The sequence below is a fragment of the Paenibacillus mucilaginosus 3016 genome, from assembly GCF_000250655.1.
Classification (GTDB): Bacteria; Bacillota; Bacilli; order Paenibacillales; family NBRC-103111; genus Paenibacillus_G; species Paenibacillus_G mucilaginosus.
Genome location: NC_016935.1, coordinates 675,788 through 695,000, shown reverse-complemented (window position 1 = coordinate 695,000; position 19,213 = coordinate 675,788). Strand labels below are relative to the sequence as shown.

Here is a 19,213-nt window from a genome sequence, read left to right as displayed (position 1 = left end):
CACGCCTATTATAAAAAGGCGCTCAAGCTTACCGTCACGGCGGCTTTCGTGTTCTCGCTGGCAACCGCGGCAATCGGCGACTTATCAGGGAAATTCCTGGCCAAGTACCAGCCGGAGAAACTTGCGGCGGCCGAATGGCATTTTGAAACGGAACGGGAGGCCCCTCTCGTTCTTGGAGGCGTACTCGGTCAAAATAACGAGATCAAATATAGAATCTCGATCCCCTACGGCTTAAGCATTCTAGCTCACGGAACACCTGACGGAGAGGTCATCGGACTGAACGAATTCCCTGAGGACGAGAGGCCGCCGCTGTACATCCATTACCTGTTTAACCTAAAGGTGGCGTTCGGGATGTACTTGGCCCTGGTCGGCTTCTTGTATCTTCTTCGCAGCAGGAAGCACCGCGGCCGGGAACTCGTCCCGAAGTGGCTCCTCGCAGCCATTGTCGCGGCCGGACCGCTTGCGATGATTACCATCGAGCTCGGTTGGTTCTTCGCTGAAGTAGGCCGGCAGCCGTGGATTCTCAGGGGGTATATGAAGGTGGCCGATGCGGCCACAACTTCCTCCCATGTGGATACCATGCTGCTGCTGTTCTGCCTGCTGTATCTGGTGCTCGGAGTAACGGTGGTGCGCGTACTCAGCAAGCTTTTCCGCAACTATGATGTCATCCAGGAAATGATCTCGCTCGGGATCGAAAAAGGAGGGCGGCGTTCATGACTTACGAGCTCCTTGGGATCATGGTGTTGTGGACCTTCCTGTACGGCTACCTCATCGTAGCTTCGGTCGATTTCGGTGCCGGATTCTTCAGCTATTACAGTGTGCTCACCGGCCAAAAGAATAAAATCCACAAAATTATACAGCGGTATCTCTCTCCCGTATGGGAAGTGACGAATGTGTTCCTGATTTTTTTCGTCGTCGGGATTGTGGGGTTCTTCCCGGAGACAGCTTACTATTATGGTACGGCTCTGCTCATTCCGGGCAGTGTCGCCATTATTCTGCTCGCCATCCGCGGCTCTTATTACGCTTTCTCGACCTATGGCAGCAAGGAAAACCGGGGCTACATGCTGCTGTATGGAGCCACGGGCCTGCTCATTCCCGCTTCGCTCTCTACGGTGCTCACCATCTCGGAAGGCGGGTATATTGAGGAGCGAAACAGTCAGGTGCTATTCCTATGGAACCGGCTGCTCGCCAGCCCCTACTCCTGGAGTGTCGTGCTGCTTGCCGTAGTCTCGGTGCTCTATATCTCGGCCATGTTCCTTACCTACTATGCAGCCAGAGCCAAAGATGAGACGGCGCTCGAGGTCGTCCGGGGCTATGCGCTCTTTTGGAGCGCTCCGACGATCCTAAGCTCATTCCTGGTGTTTCTGGGTATCCGGACCCAGAACCCGCAGCACTTCCTGGGAATGCTCGAGCTGTACTGGATGTTCGCCGCCTCGTTTCTCTGTTTCCTGGTGGCGGTCTATTGCGTGTGGAAACGGCGACGTTACGGCACGGCCTTCCTGTTCGTGATGCTGCAGTTCGCCTTTGCCTTCTATGGTTATGGCGCCGCCCATCTGCCTTATGTCCTCTACCCTTATATCAACATCTACGAGGGCTTCACGAATGAAACGATGGCGGGGGCACTGATTGCCGCGTTTATCGCAGGTTTATTCGTACTCATACCGTCGCTGTGGCTGCTGATGCGGCTGTTCCTGTTCGATGCCAATTATGTGCAGGGCACCGGCGCCCCCAAGAAAGGATGACGACCATGGACGAATTTCTTATCTTCTATGCTCCCCCTCTTGTCGTTGCCGCCTCCCTGGTCTTCTTGTTCTTGTGGAACGGCCGGAACAAGGAAGACGACGAGCCACAAGAGCTGTGACCCTCCCCTGCAGCAGGGTGAAAAGGAAAAACCCCCATGCTCCACGGAACCATCCGATGGAGAACATGGGGGTTTGCTGTTACTTTAGAGCGCTGCTTACCAGAACCAGCCGCCGCCATAAGGGCCGTAGCCGTATGCACCGGGATACCCGCCGCCGTAGCCGTATGGACCATAAGCATAGGGGGCCGTACCGATTGCCAGCAAATCAAACAGGACCAAGGGAATGATCGCCGATGTCTTTACCTGCTTGCCCTTACGCGGGGAGAGGAAAATTTGGGTGCCGCTGACACGCACCAGTTTGCCGCGGACCACTGTACCGTCTTTACGCACGGCAACGATCTCCTTGCCGATCAGCTTGGCAGCATCTTGCTTACGGACCGCTTTGTGCATCCTGCACACCTCCAAGAGATTTAGGTACAGCAAGCCGGACCCTGCTGTCTGTTACCCTACATCCTATGGTAGGCGGGGAAGCTCTGCCTGTACCTTTGTCCGTAATGCGTCAAGTTGTGCCGCTGTCTCACTCGCAAGTTCCTGAGCTTAGCGGCGAAGCTTGCCGAGCTCTGTCGTAATCGCTTCGATCTCCGAGATGCTGAACTGGCTCTTGCCGGCTACCATCTCGTAGATGTCACGAAGATCTTCATACTGCGAGTCATTGAGCTGAGACGCTTTGAGGGCGGCGCCGGAAGCCATCCGCAGCTTCTTCTTGATCTCCTCAATCATAAATTCCGTATTCTCAAGGGTATTCACTGCCAGGTTCACGTGGTTCTTCATCCTTTCGGTCGGGCAATATGAGCTGCTTATTCCTATTGTACCATGTTTTGTAGGAGGGTGCTCCGTGTAATATAATGAGAGCACGGCCACCATCCCGTATCCAACCCGTATCCAACCCAACAAGGAGGTTCCCCTATGATACATACGCTGCAGTTCCAGACCCGTGAACGCGATTCCATGATTGATATTACCCGTGAAGTGCACGACCTGCTCAAAAAAGTTCAGATCGAGGATGGCCTTGCTGTTGTGTATTGCCCGCACACGACCGCCGGCATCACCATCCAGGAGAATGCCGACCCGGACGTACGCCATGACGTGCTGATGCGTCTGGATGAGGTGTACCCATGGGAGCATCCCAAATACCGGCATGCGGAAGGGAATACAGCTTCCCACCTGAAGGCGATGACCGTCGGCTCTTCCCAGACCGTCCTTATCGCGGGCTCCCGTCTGGTCCTTGGTAGATGGCAGGGTATCTATCTGTGCGAATTCGATGGACCGCGGGAACGAAATGTCATGGTAAAGTTTGTACGCGGTTAAGCTTTACCGTATTAAAGTCAGGGGCTGCAAAGAATCTTAGGATGCAGATTTCGGCAGGATGCTATCCTTGCAGCCCCTCGCACAAATATTGGACATGTTGTTCGGCCAGCCGCTTGACGTCGGCATACGTTTGATTGAAGTGGATGTTATAAGAGATAAAACCGTGCAGAGACATGAACAGGCTCCAAGGCAGGCTGTACATTTTCTTCTCGCCGCCCTCCTGCTTGGCTACTACCGACCGTACCACCGTAGCGAAGAGTTCGAGGCACTGCGCCTGTTCCGTTCTGGAATACCGCTGCAGCTCCGGATCCTTGATCATGAACATGATCTCATAGTGGTTCGGATTCTCCAGCCCGAACTTGATGAACTCGAGCATCAGCTTCTCCAGCTGCGCCATATCGCCGAGCCGTGTCCGCCTGATCATCTCCTTCTGGCGCTCAAGCAGCATTTGAAAGTCCTCGACCACCAGGGCGTAGAACAGCTCCGCCTTCTCCCTGAAATGGTAATATAACGCCCCATGACTGTACCCCATCGACTTGGCGATGCTTCGCATCGTTAAAGCATAATAGCCGTGTTGTACGAACAGATGCCGCGCTTCCTCCAAAATCCGCTCACGGCTCAGCTCCTGTGCTACCGCTTTTCTTGCCACATCCTCACTCCTCCTGCTGCGTAATCCAAAGCATCTATTACATGAAGCCGCCGAGGCTTCCCTCAGGAAAGCTCGGCATGCTCTACGTATCGGGATTCACCCTGCAAAATTACACCTTGACCCTGGGTCAAATCAGTCATCCAAGCGATGAAGGCATCGGCTTCCGTCTCCTTCGGCAAACAAAGCAGCGTCACTTTGTCCGCGAATGCGGTCTCCCCCAGGAGCGTCCCCCGGCCGCGCAGCTCATTCTCCACCTTGCCGAGCCATGTGTAGTCGATCTCCACCCGAATCTCCCGGTGAAGCACCTGGTACACCTGCTCCGCCGCGGCAAGCCCTGCCACTGCCCCGTCCGTATAAGCCCGGATCAGACCGCCGGCTCCAAGCATAATCCCGCCGAAATAGCGGGTGACGACGACGACGACATTCTTGAGTCCCTGGTTCTTGATGATTTCCAGAATCGGTTTGCCTGCTGTCCCGCTCGGTTCACCGTCGTCCGAAGCCTTCTGGATCTCATCCCGCTCCCCGATCATATAGGCGGAGCAGTTATGCGTAGCGTTCCAATGCTCTTTCTTGATTCCTTCGATGAACGCAACCGCTTCCTCTTCGGTCGTTACCGGCTTCGCAAAGCCGATGAAACGGGATTTCTTGATGACGATCTCGGCGGTGCCAAAGGCCCGGACCGTCCGATACTGGGGTAACATGAGGCGCTGCCGCCCTCCTTCAATCCATTGCTGCCTTAGCCGCTGCGCCCCCTTTCAAAAAAAGCAGCCATCCGTGAGGATGAACCGCTTCTTTTGCAGCCGGGGACGGCTTTCTAAAAACTCTTACTTATTCAAACGGGCTTCAAGCTCCGCTTTTTCCTTCTCGTAGCCCGGCTTGCCGAGCAGCGCGAACATGTTCTTCTTATATGCCTCTACACCCGGTTGGTCGAACGGATTGACGCCCAGCAGGTAGCCGCTGATGCCGCAGGCTTTTTCAAAGAAGTAAACCATATAACCGAAGGTGTACGGTGTCATATCCGGCAGGGTCACGATCAGGTTAGGCACGCCGCCGTCCGTGTGGGCGAGCATGGTGCCTTCGAATGCCTTGCGGTTGACGAAGTCCATCGTCTTGCCGCTCAGGAAGTTCAGCCCGTCCAGATCCTGGCTGTCGGTGCCGATCGTGATCTGCTCGTTCACCTGCTCCACTTGAATCACGGTCTCGAACAGGTTGCGGGAGCCTTCCTGGATGAACTGGCCCATGGAGTGCAGGTCGGTGGAGAAGTCAACGGAGGAAGGGTAGATGCCCTTGTTGTCCTTGCCCTCACTCTCGCCGAACAGCTGCTTCCACCACTCCGATACGAAGTGAAGGGACGGCTCGTAGTTCACGAGGATCTCGGTCGACTTGCCTTTGCGGTACAGAGCGTTGCGCACAGCGGCGTATTGGTAAGCTTCGTTCTCCTTCAGGCTCGGATTCGAGTACACTTCACGCGCATCCGCCGCGCCGCGCATCATGGCTTCGATGTCGACGCCGGCCGTTGCGATCGGCAGCAGGCCTACCGCCGTCAGAACGGAGTAGCGTCCGCCTACATCGTCCGGAATCACGAAGGACTCGTACCCTTCCTCGGTCGCCAGCTTCTTCAGCGCGCCCTTCGCCTTGTCGGTCGTTGCGTAGATCCGCTTGCGCGCGCCTTCCTTGCCGTACTTCTTCTCGAGCAGCTCGCGGAAAATACGGAATGCGATGGCCGGCTCGGTCGTCGTACCGGACTTCGAGATCACGTTCACGGAGATATCCTTGCCCTCGAGCAGCTGAAGCAGGTGTGTAACGTAGGTCGACGAGATGTTCTGGCCGACGAAGTATACTTCAGGCGTCTTGCGCTGGCCCTTAGGCAGCAGGTTGTAAAAGCTGTGGGACAGCATCTCGATCGCCGCGCGGGCGCCGAGGTAAGAGCCGCCGATCCCGATGACGACCAGCGCGTCGGAATCCGACTGGATGCGCTGTGCCGCCTGCTGGATGCGGGCAAACTCCTCTTTATCATAATCAGCGGGCAAATCGATCCATCCGAGATAGTCGCTGCCTGCGCCGCTCTTGTTGTGCAGCTGTTCGTGCGCGAGAGCTACGGCCCCCTCCAAGTAATCCACTTCATGCTGCTGGATGAAGCCCAGCGCCTTGCTGTAGTCAAAACGAAGCTTGGCTGTCATGAGTTCTAGTCCTCCTATTTCCGAATAATCCGGATGCGTCTCATTTATGTATCTATAACGTTAGAATACTTGATTTTCCATCCTTTACGCAAGAGAATTCACACGCTGCCCGGCGAAATGCTACAATGGTACCAAGACGCCCGGACCAGCCTCCTCTGATCCGGCCGGCGTTCGGCTACGGAAGACGATCCTAACGAAAGACAGGTGGAATCATGAAAACGATCGGTTTTATTGGCCTTGGCACCATGGGCAACCCTATGGCGGTCAATCTGCTGAAAAAGGGCTTTGAAGTCGTCGCTTACAACCGCACGCCATCCAAAGCGGACAACCTCCTCGAGCTCGGTGCGCGCACCGTATCCACCCCCGCACAGGCTGCGAAGGATGCCGATGTGGTCATCACGATGCTGAGCACGGACGATGTCGTCCTTGAGCACATCCTGGGGGCTGAGGGGATCATCACGGCCCTCCGTCCCGGACAGACGGTCATCGACTGCTCCACGGTCTCTCCCGAGACCAGCAGGCGGATTCACGGCGAGCTGGCCGCCCATGCGGTCGACTTCCTCGATGCCCCGGTCACCGGCAGCAAGCCGGGAGCGGAAAACGGCACGCTGGTGTTCATGATCGGCGGGGAAGAGGAAGCCCTGGAGACGCACCGCGATGTCTTCGAGGCGCTGGGCACACGCATCGTGTATATGGGTCCTTCCGGCTCCGGCTCCCACGCCAAGCTCGCCCACAACACGATGGTCGGCATTAATGCGCTCGGGCTGATGGAGGGACTGTCGCTGGTCACCAAGGCCGGACTCGATCCCGAGCGGTTCCTGAGCATCGTGCTCGCGGGAAGCGCAAACTCCAAGCAGGCCGAGCTGAAGGGCCAGAAGGTCGTAAACCGAGACTTCAGCAACCAGTTCTCCCTCGGCCTGATGCTGAAGGACCTGCTGCTGGCCGGCGATGTCGCGAATGGCTTCCAGCTGCCGTCCCCGATGCTGCGTGCGGCTACGGGCATTTTCCAGATGGGACGGGCCAAGGGGCTCAGCGAGGAGGATCTCTCCTCCGTCATCCAGTGCTACGAGGACTGGATGGGCCTGCAGGTCGGCGTCCGGACCGAGACCCCTGCCGCGAAGCCCGCAGCTGAAGAGAGACGCCGCAGCACCCGCGTACAGCTTCATATCAAGCTGCATCTCTCGGTGTACCAGTGGCAGCAGGAAGGCTCCTTCTCCGGCCAGCTGATCGACGGGACATTGGTCGACCTTTCGGAAAGCGGCCTGCTCATTACTTCGGCTTCCCCGCTTGCCCAGGATATGTTTGTCGTCATCCACTTCCCGCAGGAGGCGGACCTGCCGCCGCTCACCGGCCGCATCATCCGCATTCATGCGGAAGGCGATCACTACAAGTACGGCTGCATGCTCTCCGGCCTGCCTCCTTATGTCCGTCTCAAGCTGGAAGCCTATGTCCGAAGCAAGTCGGAAGCTTCCGCCCCGGCCAAGGGATAGAAGGACCGGGTTACGCATATCCGTATACATTGACTCGACGTATAAAGAAACGGCTGCAGGGTCCACTTTTTGGATCTGCAGCCGTTTTTGTTGTATTACTCGCTGATGTAAGAGCAGCAGTAGTCCGTTACCGTACGGACCTCCAGCTTGAACTTCTCCCCGGCCGGAACCGTGAACTCGCCCTTGCCGCTGATCTGCAGCCATTCGCTGGAGCCGGGCAGCAGGACGCTGAGGTCCCCTGCCAGGATTTCCATGATTTCCTTCACATCCGTGCCGAACTCATACTCCCCCGGCATCATGATGCCGAGCGTCTTCTTCGTGCCGTCGGCAAACAGCACCGTACGGCTGGTCACCTTGCCGTCGAAGTAGACATTCGCTTGTTTTACTACCGTTACATTCTCGAACTGGGACATGGGGAAACAACCGCTCCTCTGATGAAAGTCTCTCAAACCTGATGCTGCAATTACTTCAAGAGCTGCTTCACGCGGGCAACCACGTTCTCAACTGTAAAGCCGTACTCCTTGATGACCACAGGGCCCGGTGCCGAGGCGCCGAACTTGTTGATCCCGAGCACGCCGCCGGCATCGCCGACATAGCGTTCCCAGCCGAAGGAATGGCCCATCTCGATCGCGAGGCGCGCTTTGACGTCAGGCAGAATGACGGAGTCCTTGTACTCCTGCGTCTGCTTGTCGAACAGCTCCCAGCTTGGCATGGAGATGACGCGGACATTCACGCCTTCTTCAGCCAGCGCCTTCTGCGCCGCAACCGCGAGCTGCACTTCCGTACCTGTCGCGATGAGCTGCGCTTGAGGCTTGCCGCCCGGCGCATCCGAAAGCACGTACGCACCACGGTCGACGGCACCCTTCTCCGAGCCTTCCAGCTTCGCAGCCGCTTGACGGGAGAAGATCAGGGCAACCGGACCCACCTTGTTCTGTACGGCATACTTCCAGGCTGCCGCCGTTTCGCTGCCGTCCGCCGGACGGATGATCGTCAGACCCGGAATGACGCGGAGCGCCGCAAGCTGCTCGATCGGCTCGTGCGTCGGTCCGTCTTCGCCGACACCGATGGAGTCATGCGTGAAGACATAGATCGCCGGCACGTTCATAATGGAGGCCAGACGGATAGCCGGACGCAGGTAGTCCGAGAAGACGAAGAAGGTGCCGCAGAATACCTTCAGGCCGCCGTGAAGCAGCATACCGTTCACTGCCGCGCCCATACCGAACTCACGCACGCCGAAGTAGACGTTGCGTCCGCTGTAATCCTTAGGCGTCAGCTGTCCGAGCCCCTTCATGTGCGTCATCGTGGAGGACTCGAGGTCAGCGGAGCCGCCGATGAGCTGAGGCACGGCATTCGCGATCTCATTGAGCACGATACCGGAAGCGGTACGTGTGCCTTTCTCTGCAGGAGCGTCCATGGAAACCTTGGACTCCCAGCCTTCAGGAAGCTCGCCGCTGAGGGCCATTTCGAACTGCTGGGCCAGCTCAGGGAACGCCTTCGCATACTCGGCGAAAGAAGCTTTCCAAGCGTCGTAGACTCCCACGTTCTTGTTCTTGATTTCCTCAAAGTGGGTGCGGACGGCATCCGGTACATAGAAATGCTGCTCGCGGTCCCAGCCGTAAGCGTCCTTCGTCAGGGCCACTTCGTCTACGCCAAGCGGGGAACCGTGTGGACCCACGTGCCCGCCCTTGCCCGCTTTGTTCGGGGAACCGTAACCGATCACAGTCTTGACCTCGATCAGGGTCGGACGGTAGTCGGCCTGCGCTTCCAGCACCGCTTTGTGGATGGCTTCCAGATCGTTGCCGTCCTCTACGCGGAGCACCTGCCAGCCGTACCCTTCAAAGCGCTGAGCCACGTTCTCGGAGAACGAGAGGTTCAGTTCGCCGTCGAGGGAGATATCGTTGGAATCGTACAGGACGATCAGCTTGCCGAGCTTGAGGTGGCCTGCAAGCGAAGCGGATTCGGAGGAGATGCCTTCCATCAGGTCTCCGTCGCCGCAGATCGCATATGTATAGTGGTCTACGATGCGGTAACCTTCCTTGTTGTACACCGCGCCGAGATGCGCCTCGGCGATCGCCATGCCCACGGCCATACCGAAGCCTTGGCCGAGCGGTCCGGTCGTAGCGTCTACGCCTGCCGTGTGGCCCACTTCCGGATGGCCCGGCGTCTTGCTGCCCCATTGGCGGAAGTTCTTCAGCTCTTCCATCGGCAGATCATAACCGGAGAGGTGCAGCAGGGAGTACAGCAGCATGGAGCCGTGGCCGGCGGAGAGCACGAAGCGGTCGCGGTTGATCCAGTTCGGGTCCTGCGGGTTGTGCTTCATGACCTTGGCGAACAGCTCGTACCCCATAGGTGCGGCGCCCATAGGCATGCCGGGATGGCCGGACTTTGCTTTCTCGATCGCGTCGATCGACAAAGTACGGATGGTGTCGATGGAAAGCTGCTCAATCGATTTGTTTGTGACCGTCATTAGTAGTCCTCCACTCTGTTTCTTTTTGACAGCAATGTGCTAAAGGCGTAAAAGGTGTGCAGCATCGAGTCGGAGGTGTCCGGGCCGTTATCGCTCCCGACTCCCCCTTGTTAACGTGTGCACATCACCTTATAAACACTTCATTCTTCCCTTATTGTACCATTGTCCGACGCAGTTTGCCATATCCCGACGTGCGGCGCGAATCCGGACGTTCAACCGCATATAGCAAGCCCTTCTGCAAAAAAAGGTTCAAGAGGCTGCCTCTCGCGCCAGCTCCTCGCCGGGCTCCCCCTTACAGAGGACAGCCGGCTCCAGGCCATCTCCTATTGTGCATTCCTGCCAGCCGCTTTATCCGGTGCTGTCCAGCAAAAAGAGGCGGAGGTGGCCATGGCCTGCCCACCCTTACCGCCTTGTGCATGGTCTTGGCTGAGGACAATCATCAGGCTGTCAGACCGCCTGTTTCTTCTACGAGAAGGTAGATGCTGTCCGTCTCATCGGTTTCCACCTGGAACGTCTTCACACAGCCCTCGTCCGGCGCTTGAACGAGGCCGTCCTTCACATTGATTTTCCAATCATGAAGGGGACAGAACACATGATGGTCGCAGACAATCCCTTCCGACAGCTTCCCGTTCTTGTGCGGACAGCTGTTCTCCACCGCATACAAGGCTCCTGAGGAGAGCTTGAAGACCGCCACCTCCGTCCCCCCTACGCGGACCGTCCGCGAACGGAGCGTAGGGATATCCGATACCTTCCCAACCAAAATGCGTTTCATGGCGCGACCTCCTAATAAAATAGTATCCTGAGGGATCCGCCGCGGGACGGTAGTCCCGCGGGGAAGACAGCTTAGGGTCTCTCTACTGCAGCTGCAGCTTCTGATTCCAGTCCGGCAGCCGCTTCGGCAGCGGCCGATGCGTCCACAGCCAGCGATCCGGGCAGTTCTTCGAAGGTGGCGCGCAGCGAAGGCGTCTCGATAATCTCCTTCCAAGGGTCGGTCATCACCTGCAGCGCCTCGTCGATCCGGGCCACCAGGGCCTGACGCTTCTCCGGCGTGTCCAGCGCGGCACGAACGGTTTCGAGCCCGACCCGCGGCAGCCACTCACTTGTCCGCTCGTTCCATTTGCCGGTCTCCCGGTAGAACTGCAGATAAGCGGCCGCATACTCCATGACTTCTTCTTCCGTCTTCACCTTGCAGAGCAGATCGGTAGCACGAACCTTCACGCCGCCGTTGCCGCCGACATGCAGCTCCCAGCCGCCGTCGATCGCCACGATCCCAAAGTCCTTGATTGTCGCTTCAGCGCAGTTCCGCGGGCAGCCCGATACGGCGATCTTCACCTTGGCCGGCGTATTCAGGCGCTCGAAGCGGCGCTCGATAGCAATCCCCATTCCCATAGCATCCTGGGTGCCGAATCGGCAGAACGTGTTTCCAACGCAGGTCTTTACCGTACGCAGCGCTTTACCGTAACCATAGCCCGACGGCATATCGAGATCCTCCCACACCTTCGGCAGGTCCTCTTTCTTCACCCCGAGCAGGTCAAGCCGCTGTCCTCCGGTGAACTTCACGAGCGGCACCTCGTACTTCTCCGCCACCTCAGCTATCCGTTTGAGCTCTTGAGGAGAGGTCACGCCGCCATAGATCCGCGGGATGACGGAATACGTACCGTCCTTCTGGATGTTCGCATGGTTGCGTTCGTTCACAAAACGCGATTCCCGCTCTTCCTCGTGCTCCACCGGCCAAACCATTCCAAGATAATAGTTGAGCGCAGGGCGGCACTTCGAGCACCCTTCCGTGTTCTCCCAACCCAGCACGTTCATGACTTCTTTGCTGGTGGTCAGATGCATGGAGCGGATCGCTTCCACAACTTCATCACGGCCGAGGGTCGTGCAGCCGCAGATACCCTCTTTGGCGGCTGTTACCCCATCGGCACCGAGCGTGCACTGCAGCACCTCGCCGACCAGCGGCTTGCAGCCGCCGCAGGAACGCGATGCGCCCGTGCAGGCTTTGATCGCGTCTACCGACGTGAGCCCCTGCTCGTTGATGGCTTTGACAATGGCCCCTTTGGACACTCCGTTACAGCCGCAGATGATCTCATCATCCGCCATCGCTGCCACGCCCGAGCCCGCACTCTTCCCTCCGGCGCCGCCGAACCCTTCGCCGAGCACCACTTCTTTCTCGCGGCCGCTGACATCTTCCCCGGTACGGATCAGCTTGAATATACGAGTGCTGTCGCTGGTATCCCCGAACATCACCGCTCCGACCACCTTGCCGTCGCGGATCAGCACCTTTTTGTAGATGCCGTCGAACTCATCAACCACCTTAATCGCGCGAGTCCCGGGCGCTTCTCTGTACTGTCCCGCGGAGAAGACGTCCACACCCGACACCTTGAGCTTCGTGGAAGTAACGGAGCCCTCGTAGCCTGAGACTTCCAGGCCGCACAGCCGCTTCGCCAGCACATCCCCCTGCTCATAGAGCGGAGCGACCAGACCGTAAGCCACGCCCCGGTGCTCGGCGCATTCTCCCACGGCGTAGATGTTCGGCACATTCGTCTCCAGGAAGTCGTTCACCACAATCCCCCGGTTGACCTCAATGCCGTGATCCTTTGCAATAGCCACGTTCGGACGGATCCCCACCGCCATCACAACCAGGTCCGCTTCCACCACGCTGCCGTCTTTGAATTTGACGCCGGTCACCCGGTCTCTCCCGAGAATCTGCTCCGTGTGCTTCTGCAGCAGGAATTTCATCCCCTGGGCTTCGAGTTCCGTGCGAAGCATGGAAGAGGCCGTCTGGTCGAGCTGGCGCTCCATTACATAATCATGGATGTGTACGACCGAGACCTCCATGTTCAAATTCAGCAGCCCCCGGGCCGCCTCCAGCCCGAGAAGCCCTCCGCCGATGACCACGGCCTTCTTATATTTCTTAGCCGATTCCATCATGGTCTCGCAGTCTTTGATATCGCGGAACGCGATGACGCCTTCCTTATCCGCACCCGGCACCGGAAGAATGAAGGCCCGGGAGCCTGTCGCCAGAATCAGCTCGTCGTAAGGAACCGTTACCCCCTTGTCGGAGGTGACCGTGCGCTTCGCCTTGTCAATCTTGGTCACCGTGTGTCCCGCATGGAGAGTGATGCCGTTATCGCGGTACCAGTCCCAGTCGTTCAGCACGATGTCCTTCATACTGGAGTCGCCCGCAAGCACCGACGACAAGAGAATCCGGTTATAGTTCGGATGCGGCTCGCTGCCGAAGATCGTCACTTCAAAACGCTGCGGAGCCAGCTTCAACATATGTTCCACACACCACACGCCTGCCATCCCGTTCCCAACCAGCACCAGTTTCCGTTTCATCTCTCTCCACTCCTCACAGTGATGTTTGTTATCTTTATGTCACTTATATTCAACCTCTGCCAACAAGGAACCATATACATCATTATGTGTTATATAACTTAACATATATTTGTCTTGTGATAAATATACAAGAAAAATCCGTAAATTACAATACCCAAGTGTGATATTTGTTAACATTTTTATTGTATCAGCATACAAATGCGAATAATATAGTGAATTCATGTTAGAAATATTCGTATTTATTAGTTGAAAGCGTATATCATTTTATGGATAACGCTTTCACAACCTTTTGCATGTTAGGTTATCTCACCGTTGAGATCTCGCCTAAATAAGAAAAACCCCTGATCAGGGGTCGTTTCGAAGATGTGTATCCGTGGTTTATAGGAAGTTTTCCTTGTGAAATAAGAAAGCTTCACCTTCCCGAAACTTCTGATATTAAAAAACCGGCGCCTCCCTATACGGGAAAGCACCGGTTTCCGGCCTGTCTTCACTATCATGCGATCGTGTTAACTGAAAACGACCGTCTTGTTGCCATGCACAATCACTCGGTCTTCCACATGCCAATTCACGGCACGGGCCAGCACGGTCCGCTCAATGTGGCGGCCGATCCGCTTCAGATCCTCGACATTGTCCCGGTGGCTGACCCGCTGAACGTCCTGCTCAATGATCGGACCGCCGTCAAGTTCTTCCGTCACATAGTGGGCGGTGGCACCGATAATCTTCACGCCGCGGTTGTAGGCCTGCGCATAAGGCTTGCCCCCGACGAAAGCCGGAAGAAAGGAGTGGTGGATATTGATGATCCGGTTCGGGAAGTGCTCGATAAATTTTGGCGAAATGATCTGCATATACCGCGCCAAAACCACTGCATCCACTTGGCCGTCTACCAGCTCCAGCTGGCGCTTCTCGGCTTCCGCCTTCGTCTCGGCGGTGACGGGAATATGGTAGTACGGAATCCCGAGCGGCTCCACCAGCCCGCGCATATCGTCATGGTTCGAGATGACCATGGCAATGTCGGCATCGAGATCACCGGACTGCCAGTGCCAGAGAAGCTCCAGCAGAGCGTGATCTTCTTTGGACACGAAAATCGCAAGACGCTTGCGGCGGCTGGCACGTGTAATGCTCCAGGTCATCTGGAACTCGTCCGCTACCTTGGCGAAATCAGCCTTCAGGCCTTCGCGGCGCTCGTTGAGGTTCTCGAGATCGAATTCGATCCGGATGAAGAACAGCCCGCCTTCCGGATCCATCGTGTATTGGTCGGACTGCACGATATTGGCACCGTGCTCGCAGAGGAAGCGGGAAACCGCCGCGACGATCCCCGGGCGGTCCGGGCAGGATACCAGCATCCGCGCACGGTTGGCGCGGTCGCTGCGTTTGTTTTGGGAAGTCATTTTGGGAACCATGGAACTTGTCTTCTACTCCTTTGCCTTAGGGCAGCCCCTTATGTCAAACCCCTAAGGTCTGACGCCGTCCGGGACTGCCATGAAATTATACTGCGGCGAATACGTGATCGCCGGCAAACCACGCGGTAAGCCTGTGGTTGACTTCTTCTTCCTTGAGCTGAGGGAACAGGTTGTCCGCCATGATCAGGTCATAGAGGCGCTCCATCGGCTCACGGCCGTCAGCCTTCTTCGCTTTGGCGTCGGTCTTAAGCAGCTCCCAGGTCTGAAGCACGAAGCTGCGCGGATCAAGCTCCTGCTTTTTGAAGAAATGACTGAGAATCTCGACGTCGGCGAGGAAATCCGCACCGAACCGGTCCTTTACCGTACCGCCTAGCAGAGCGATCTCCGCTTCGTACATCGGGCGCTCGGTGCCGTCTTCTTTGCCGATCCACGGCGTCTCGAGAATGAACGGCAGATGCTTCAGCTTCTCGTGATGCACTAAGCGGTGCATCGCTTCGAAACCGATCCAGCCGGCTCCCACGGGAGCATGACGGTCCTTGCCTGCGCCGCGTGGATTCTTGCTGTCATTAAGGTGGATAACAGCCAGCTTGTCCAGCCCGATGATCCGGTCGAACTCCTCCACTACGCCATCCAGATTGTCCACAATATCATACCCGGCATCGTGGACGTGGCACGTATCCAGGCATACGGTCAGGCGGTCGTTTTTCTCGACCTTCTCCATAATGGAGGCCAGCTCCTCGAAGCTGCGGCCGATCTCGGTGCCTTTGCCCGCCATGGTCTCCAGCGCAATGTGGACACCGGTATCCTTGACGCCCTCAAGCACTTCATTCAGCCCCTCGGCAATACGCCCGATCCCATACTCGGCATCCTTGTCCGTGTAGGCACCCGGATGCAGCACAATCTGCTTCACACCGATGTACTCCGTACGGCGCATCTCCTCCTGCAGGAAGCGGACCGCGAGCTCGAACGTATCTTCCTTATAGGAAGCAAGGTTAATGATATACGGAGCGTGAACGATAATCTCACCGATCCCGTTCTCCTCCATAACCGCCCTGCCCTCTTCTATGAACTGATTCTCAATCGGCTTGCGGCGCGTGTTCTGGGGAGCACCCGTATAAATCATGAACGTGCCGGACCCGTAAGAAGCGGCTTCTTTGGCGGCATTGAGCAGACCTTTATCTGAAAACGAGACGTGCGATCCGATTCTCACCATAGCTTTCGAAATCACTCCTTCTTTTGCCTCACTCCCGTCTATTTTACAGGGAATGAACCAATAAATCTATAAAAGGACACAAATCCGCGCCCTTCTCCATGTTTTCCCGGCCGGGCCCGTGAGGTATAATGGTGGATGAGGTGAATCCATTCCATGAACTATCTGACCACACAAGCCGCCCCTGACGGGTTTATGTATTTTATCATGTTCTGGGTCTTCGTGCTGATTGCCTTCATGTCCATCGGCGGCTACTTCATGTTCCGCAAGTTCATCAAGGTCCTGCCCAAAGAAGACGGCAAGTCGAAGCTCGACTGGCAGAACCATTATGTCGAAGCCTCCCGCCACTTGTGGACCGACGAATCGAAGCAGTTCCTCGAAATGCTCGTCGAACCGGTGCCCTCCCCGTTCCGGGATATCGCACGCCATACGATCGCAGCCAAGATCGGTGAGGTGGCACTGGCCGACAACGCTTCGGCCGTCACCCGGGACCACTGCATCCGCGGTTATATTCTGGCCACGCCGCGCCGCGACTATAAGAGCCTGACCTCTTACCTGGACAAAAAGCAGATCGACTACGCCCCGTACAAGCATCTGCTGCAATAGAAAGATGCCTCAGGGAATCAAGTGCGCCCTGGTTACGAAGTTGCCTTGCAACCCGTACAGCCCTGACGGCACGGCCGCCATACAAAGAAAGGCTTCCCTCTCCATCGGAGAGCGGAAGCCTTTCTTTGTGCCGTTATCCTCCAGAGAAGCAGCCCTTCGGGTGAGACGCAGGCTTAGGATTTCTTCTTGCCCTTGGCCGGCATCTCATCCAGAAACTTCGTTGTAAGGGTCGCCACATTATCGACGGCTCCCGCCGGCTTCTCCCGCTGCTGTGTGCGGAATACCACGGAAGTTACACCGTCCACCGGAATGGTCATCGGCAGGTCTTCCTGGCGAACGAACCCGATCTGACCGTCGACGATGACATAAAGGTCGACCTTCCAGTCGGATTCGAGATCAAACTGAAGGTACGCACGCCCGTTCGGCCGTACCGTCGTCTCGATCTCACCCTTGCGCAGCACATTGCGCGAGATCGACCCGGTACCATCCGCCCCGATTACGGCCGGAGGCACGGACGCTCCGTTCCCTGCCGAAGGGCTCCCGCCGGTGCCTCCTCCGCTTGCCGGAGGAACGGTCGTGCCGCTCCCGCTGGTACTGCCTGTACCGCCTGAACTGCCGCTTCCCGTACTCCCGTCCCGCTCCGATGGCGCCTCAAGCTCGATCGAAGAATAGTCCGCACTGTAACCAAGGCCCCGGAGATACAGATAGATCCGGTCGAGAATCGTCACGGCTTCCGCCCGGCTGACCGCATCGAGGGGACGGAAATACCCCGCCTCATCGGCGGACATGATGCCCGAAGCCTGCAGGCTCGCCAGGGCCGTCGCCTGCGTATTCGACAGATCGTCGTCGCCGTAGACGCAGTTGCCCGTTCCGGTTCCGAGGAACAACGTAGGATAAACCGACCCTGCTTTCTCGGAATCCATAAACCCGCTTTCCTTGTAGCGGCCGTCTGCCTGAGCTTCGGCATAGGCATCCGTGTCCGGCAGAAATTTGGACGGCACATCCTTCAGGGAAGCCACAAGAGAGCAGGCGTCGTTCTGGGACATCTGCAGATTCATCAGACGGTCATGGAACAAGCTTCCGAGAATCTGGGCCAGCTGCAGGCGGTTCAGCCGCATCTCGGGGCGGAACGCCAGCTCGCCGTGGAGATCTTCACCGAAGCCCCCGATGTAGAAGGAAGCGTCGTACATATCAAGGATCGGCCGGTAAGCCCAATGAAGCGGAGGAACATCCGCGTATGCAGTGACTTTGTCCGGGCCGTACGCATACAGGTTCGGGCGGTATTTATCGAACAACCGGTAGACCATGACCGTCCATTCGGCCTTCGAAATGCTCTGGTCCGGCAGAAAGCGTCCGTCCGGATACCCTGTTACAATCCCTTTCTCCGACATCACTTCGATGGAACTGAGCGCCCAGGCGTGACGGTTCGGATTCACATCCGGGAACGGAACCGCAGCGGACAGGGGAGCCGCTCCGAAGGGAAACAGCAGCGGCACGGCCAGCACCAGAGGCAGGGTGCGCGCTGCCAGCGAACGAATTTTGAACATAGGTCTGGAACCTCCCATCTCTTCCCTCTTTATCGGAAAAAGCGGAGGTTTTCTTTATGCCCCGAAGAGCTGTTTCTTCTGCCTTTCTAAGTCAATCTTTCCAGCAGCGACCGCAGGCGGGCCGGATAATCGGTGATAATCCCGGACATACCGGCTTTCACCGCCCTGTGCATCTGTCCCTCATCGTTCACCGTAAAAGGATATACCTGCAGCCCATGTGCCGTGGCATCGGCCGCATCCTCCGGATCGATCAGCAGGTGGTACGGATGAAGAGAGTAGACGTTCATGCCCGAGAGCTCCGCCATCCGCCGGTGATCGACCAGATTCGCATCATAGAGCAGGCCTACCTTCAGTGCCGGTTCGGCTGCCTGGAGGCTGTGGAGGATTTTATGATTAAAGGAGGAAACCACCGTTCCTTCCAAACGATCGTAGAGCTTCAGCAGCTCGAACAGCCTCATCTGCAGCCTGGCGCTGTAAGGGCACTTGATCTCGACATTGATCATCACCTCAGGAGGGATAAGGCGGAACACTTCCTCCAGCGTCGGCACATGCTCCCCGGCGTACTTCTCGTCGAACCAGCGGCCTGCATCCAGCCTTCGCAGCTGTTCAACCGTCTGATCGGCGATGACCCCGGCCCCATCCGTCGTCCGGTTCACGGTAGGGTCGTGACATACGATCAGCTCCCCATCCGCAGACAGGTGAACATCGAGCTCCACCCCGTCCGCCCCCTGCTTCACCGCCAGCGCAAAGGATGCCAGCGTGTTCTCCGGAGCTTCGCCGGCCGCCCCCCGATGACCGATCACGAGCGGTCTGTTCTGAACCACGTTCATATTCCTTCCTCCTCTGTCCTGCCGTATAGTATGACAATGAGCCTATTATGAGCCGCTGCGGCGCCCGCTTGCAACCACCGTGTGTTAAGGCTAGTTTAAGATCCTGTAAAGCCAATCTTGGGCGTTCACAATATCCCTTGCATGCGAGAGAAAAAGGAAACCCCGTCCGCCGTGTCGAACTTCAATGGCGATATGTTTCGTGCAGTCCATAAAGAGTTGAGGTGACCCCCGTATGTCCGGCATGTTCTCTTCCCCGGCTTTGGCCGCGGTGATCCTAGGTTTAGTGCTCTTGGCAGCCGTACTCTTTGCGCTGCATAGACGGCGCA

The 19,213-nt window shown here is 57.2% G+C and carries 19 protein-coding genes (1 of these 19 only partly in view); 6 read left to right on the top strand and 13 right to left on the bottom strand.

Going from position 1 to position 19,213, the window contains the following annotated elements:
* The 3 genes in view from PM3016_RS03145 to cydS are tightly spaced (at most 5 nt apart) and all read left to right on the top strand, a layout consistent with a single transcriptional unit that may run on beyond the window.
* Positions 1–717 carry the 3' portion of a cytochrome ubiquinol oxidase subunit I gene (locus PM3016_RS03145; protein WP_014368396.1) on the top strand. It extends 636 nt beyond the left edge of the window, so 717 of the gene's 1,353 nt are visible here — the last part of the coding sequence; its start codon lies beyond the left edge, outside the window; the stop codon is at positions 715–717.
* Positions 714–1,742: a cytochrome d ubiquinol oxidase subunit II gene (locus tag PM3016_RS03140; protein ID WP_014368395.1), complete on the top strand. Its 1,029-nt coding sequence runs from the start codon at positions 714–716 to the stop codon at positions 1,740–1,742. The genes PM3016_RS03145 and PM3016_RS03140 overlap by 4 nt, the downstream gene beginning before the upstream one ends.
* Positions 1,743–1,747: 5 nt before the next feature.
* Positions 1,748–1,861, top strand: coding sequence for a cytochrome bd oxidase small subunit CydS family protein (gene cydS, locus PM3016_RS41270; protein ID WP_013914437.1), 114 nt, complete (start codon positions 1,748–1,750; stop codon positions 1,859–1,861).
* A gap of 96 nt (positions 1,862–1,957) precedes the next feature.
* Here the strand turns inward: cydS and PM3016_RS03135 are convergent, their stop codons facing one another.
* Together PM3016_RS03135 and PM3016_RS03130 are read right to left on the bottom strand one after the other, a co-directional pair.
* Positions 1,958–2,251, bottom strand: a complete 294-nt coding sequence (locus tag PM3016_RS03135) for an eL33 family ribosomal protein (protein ID WP_014368394.1) — start codon at positions 2,249–2,251, stop codon at positions 1,958–1,960.
* 147 nt (positions 2,252–2,398) lie between these two features.
* On the bottom strand, positions 2,399–2,620 hold the full coding sequence (locus tag PM3016_RS03130) for a DUF1128 domain-containing protein (RefSeq protein ID WP_013914435.1): 222 nt from the start codon (positions 2,618–2,620) through the stop codon (positions 2,399–2,401).
* Between the two features lie 147 nt (positions 2,621–2,767).
* On the opposite strand from PM3016_RS03130, the gene PM3016_RS03125 reads away from it, so the two are divergent.
* Positions 2,768–3,169, top strand: a complete 402-nt coding sequence (locus PM3016_RS03125; RefSeq protein ID WP_013914434.1) for a secondary thiamine-phosphate synthase enzyme YjbQ — start codon at positions 2,768–2,770, stop codon at positions 3,167–3,169.
* Positions 3,170–3,230: 61 nt separating this feature from the next.
* Here PM3016_RS03125 and PM3016_RS03120 read toward each other — a convergent pair whose 3' ends face one another.
* The 3 genes from PM3016_RS03120 to PM3016_RS03110 all read right to left on the bottom strand — a co-directional run bounded on the left by PM3016_RS03120 (position 3,231) and on the right by PM3016_RS03110 (position 5,998).
* Positions 3,231–3,818: a TetR/AcrR family transcriptional regulator gene (locus PM3016_RS03120; RefSeq protein WP_013914433.1), complete on the bottom strand. Its 588-nt coding sequence runs from the start codon at positions 3,816–3,818 to the stop codon at positions 3,231–3,233.
* Positions 3,819–3,880: 62 nt separating this feature from the next.
* Positions 3,881–4,519, bottom strand: a complete 639-nt coding sequence (locus PM3016_RS03115) for a YigZ family protein (protein WP_014368393.1) — start codon at positions 4,517–4,519, stop codon at positions 3,881–3,883.
* Positions 4,520–4,642: 123 nt separating this feature from the next.
* Entirely contained in the window at positions 4,643–5,998 is a 1,356-nt protein-coding gene (locus tag PM3016_RS03110) for a glucose-6-phosphate isomerase (protein WP_013914431.1), read from the bottom strand.
* Positions 5,999–6,210: 212 nt separating this feature from the next.
* On the opposite strand from PM3016_RS03110, the gene PM3016_RS03105 reads away from it, so the two are divergent.
* A complete protein-coding gene (locus PM3016_RS03105) occupies positions 6,211–7,488 on the top strand; it encodes an NAD(P)-binding domain-containing protein (protein ID WP_013914430.1) in 1,278 nt (425 codons plus the stop codon).
* Between the two features lie 95 nt (positions 7,489–7,583).
* Here PM3016_RS03105 and ppnP read toward each other — a convergent pair whose 3' ends face one another.
* From ppnP to PM3016_RS03075, 6 genes are all read right to left on the bottom strand, one after another.
* Entirely contained in the window at positions 7,584–7,901 is a 318-nt protein-coding gene (gene ppnP / locus PM3016_RS03100; RefSeq protein ID WP_013914429.1) for a pyrimidine/purine nucleoside phosphorylase, read from the bottom strand.
* A 50-nt stretch (positions 7,902–7,951) separates the two neighbouring features.
* Positions 7,952–9,955: a transketolase gene (gene tkt / locus PM3016_RS03095; protein WP_014368392.1), complete on the bottom strand. Its 2,004-nt coding sequence runs from the start codon at positions 9,953–9,955 to the stop codon at positions 7,952–7,954.
* Positions 9,956–10,394: 439 nt separating this feature from the next.
* A complete protein-coding gene (nirD, locus tag PM3016_RS03090) occupies positions 10,395–10,727 on the bottom strand; it encodes a nitrite reductase small subunit NirD (RefSeq protein WP_013914427.1) in 333 nt (110 codons plus the stop codon).
* 71 nt (positions 10,728–10,798) lie between these two features.
* A complete protein-coding gene (gene nirB / locus PM3016_RS03085) occupies positions 10,799–13,294 on the bottom strand; it encodes a nitrite reductase large subunit NirB (RefSeq protein WP_014368391.1) in 2,496 nt (831 codons plus the stop codon).
* Between the two features lie 506 nt (positions 13,295–13,800).
* Positions 13,801–14,694, bottom strand: a complete 894-nt coding sequence (purU, locus tag PM3016_RS03080) for a formyltetrahydrofolate deformylase (protein WP_014368390.1) — start codon at positions 14,692–14,694, stop codon at positions 13,801–13,803.
* 85 nt (positions 14,695–14,779) lie between these two features.
* Entirely contained in the window at positions 14,780–15,907 is a 1,128-nt protein-coding gene (locus PM3016_RS03075) for a deoxyribonuclease IV (protein WP_014368389.1), read from the bottom strand.
* Between the two features lie 153 nt (positions 15,908–16,060).
* On the opposite strand from PM3016_RS03075, the gene PM3016_RS03070 reads away from it, so the two are divergent.
* Positions 16,061–16,510, top strand: a complete 450-nt coding sequence (locus PM3016_RS03070; protein WP_014368388.1) for a DUF2621 domain-containing protein — start codon at positions 16,061–16,063, stop codon at positions 16,508–16,510.
* A 173-nt stretch (positions 16,511–16,683) separates the two neighbouring features.
* Here PM3016_RS03070 and PM3016_RS03065 read toward each other — a convergent pair whose 3' ends face one another.
* Positions 16,684–18,057 carry an S-layer homology domain-containing protein gene (locus PM3016_RS03065; protein ID WP_014368387.1) on the bottom strand — a complete coding sequence of 458 codons (1,374 nt, stop codon included), beginning with the start codon at positions 18,055–18,057 and terminating at the stop codon, positions 16,684–16,686.
* An 86-nt stretch (positions 18,058–18,143) separates the two neighbouring features.
* Positions 18,144–18,887 (bottom strand): glycerophosphodiester phosphodiesterase, encoded by a 744-nt coding sequence (locus tag PM3016_RS03060; RefSeq protein ID WP_013914419.1) that lies wholly within the window; start codon positions 18,885–18,887, stop codon positions 18,144–18,146.
* Positions 18,888–19,213: the final 326 nt, after the last annotated feature.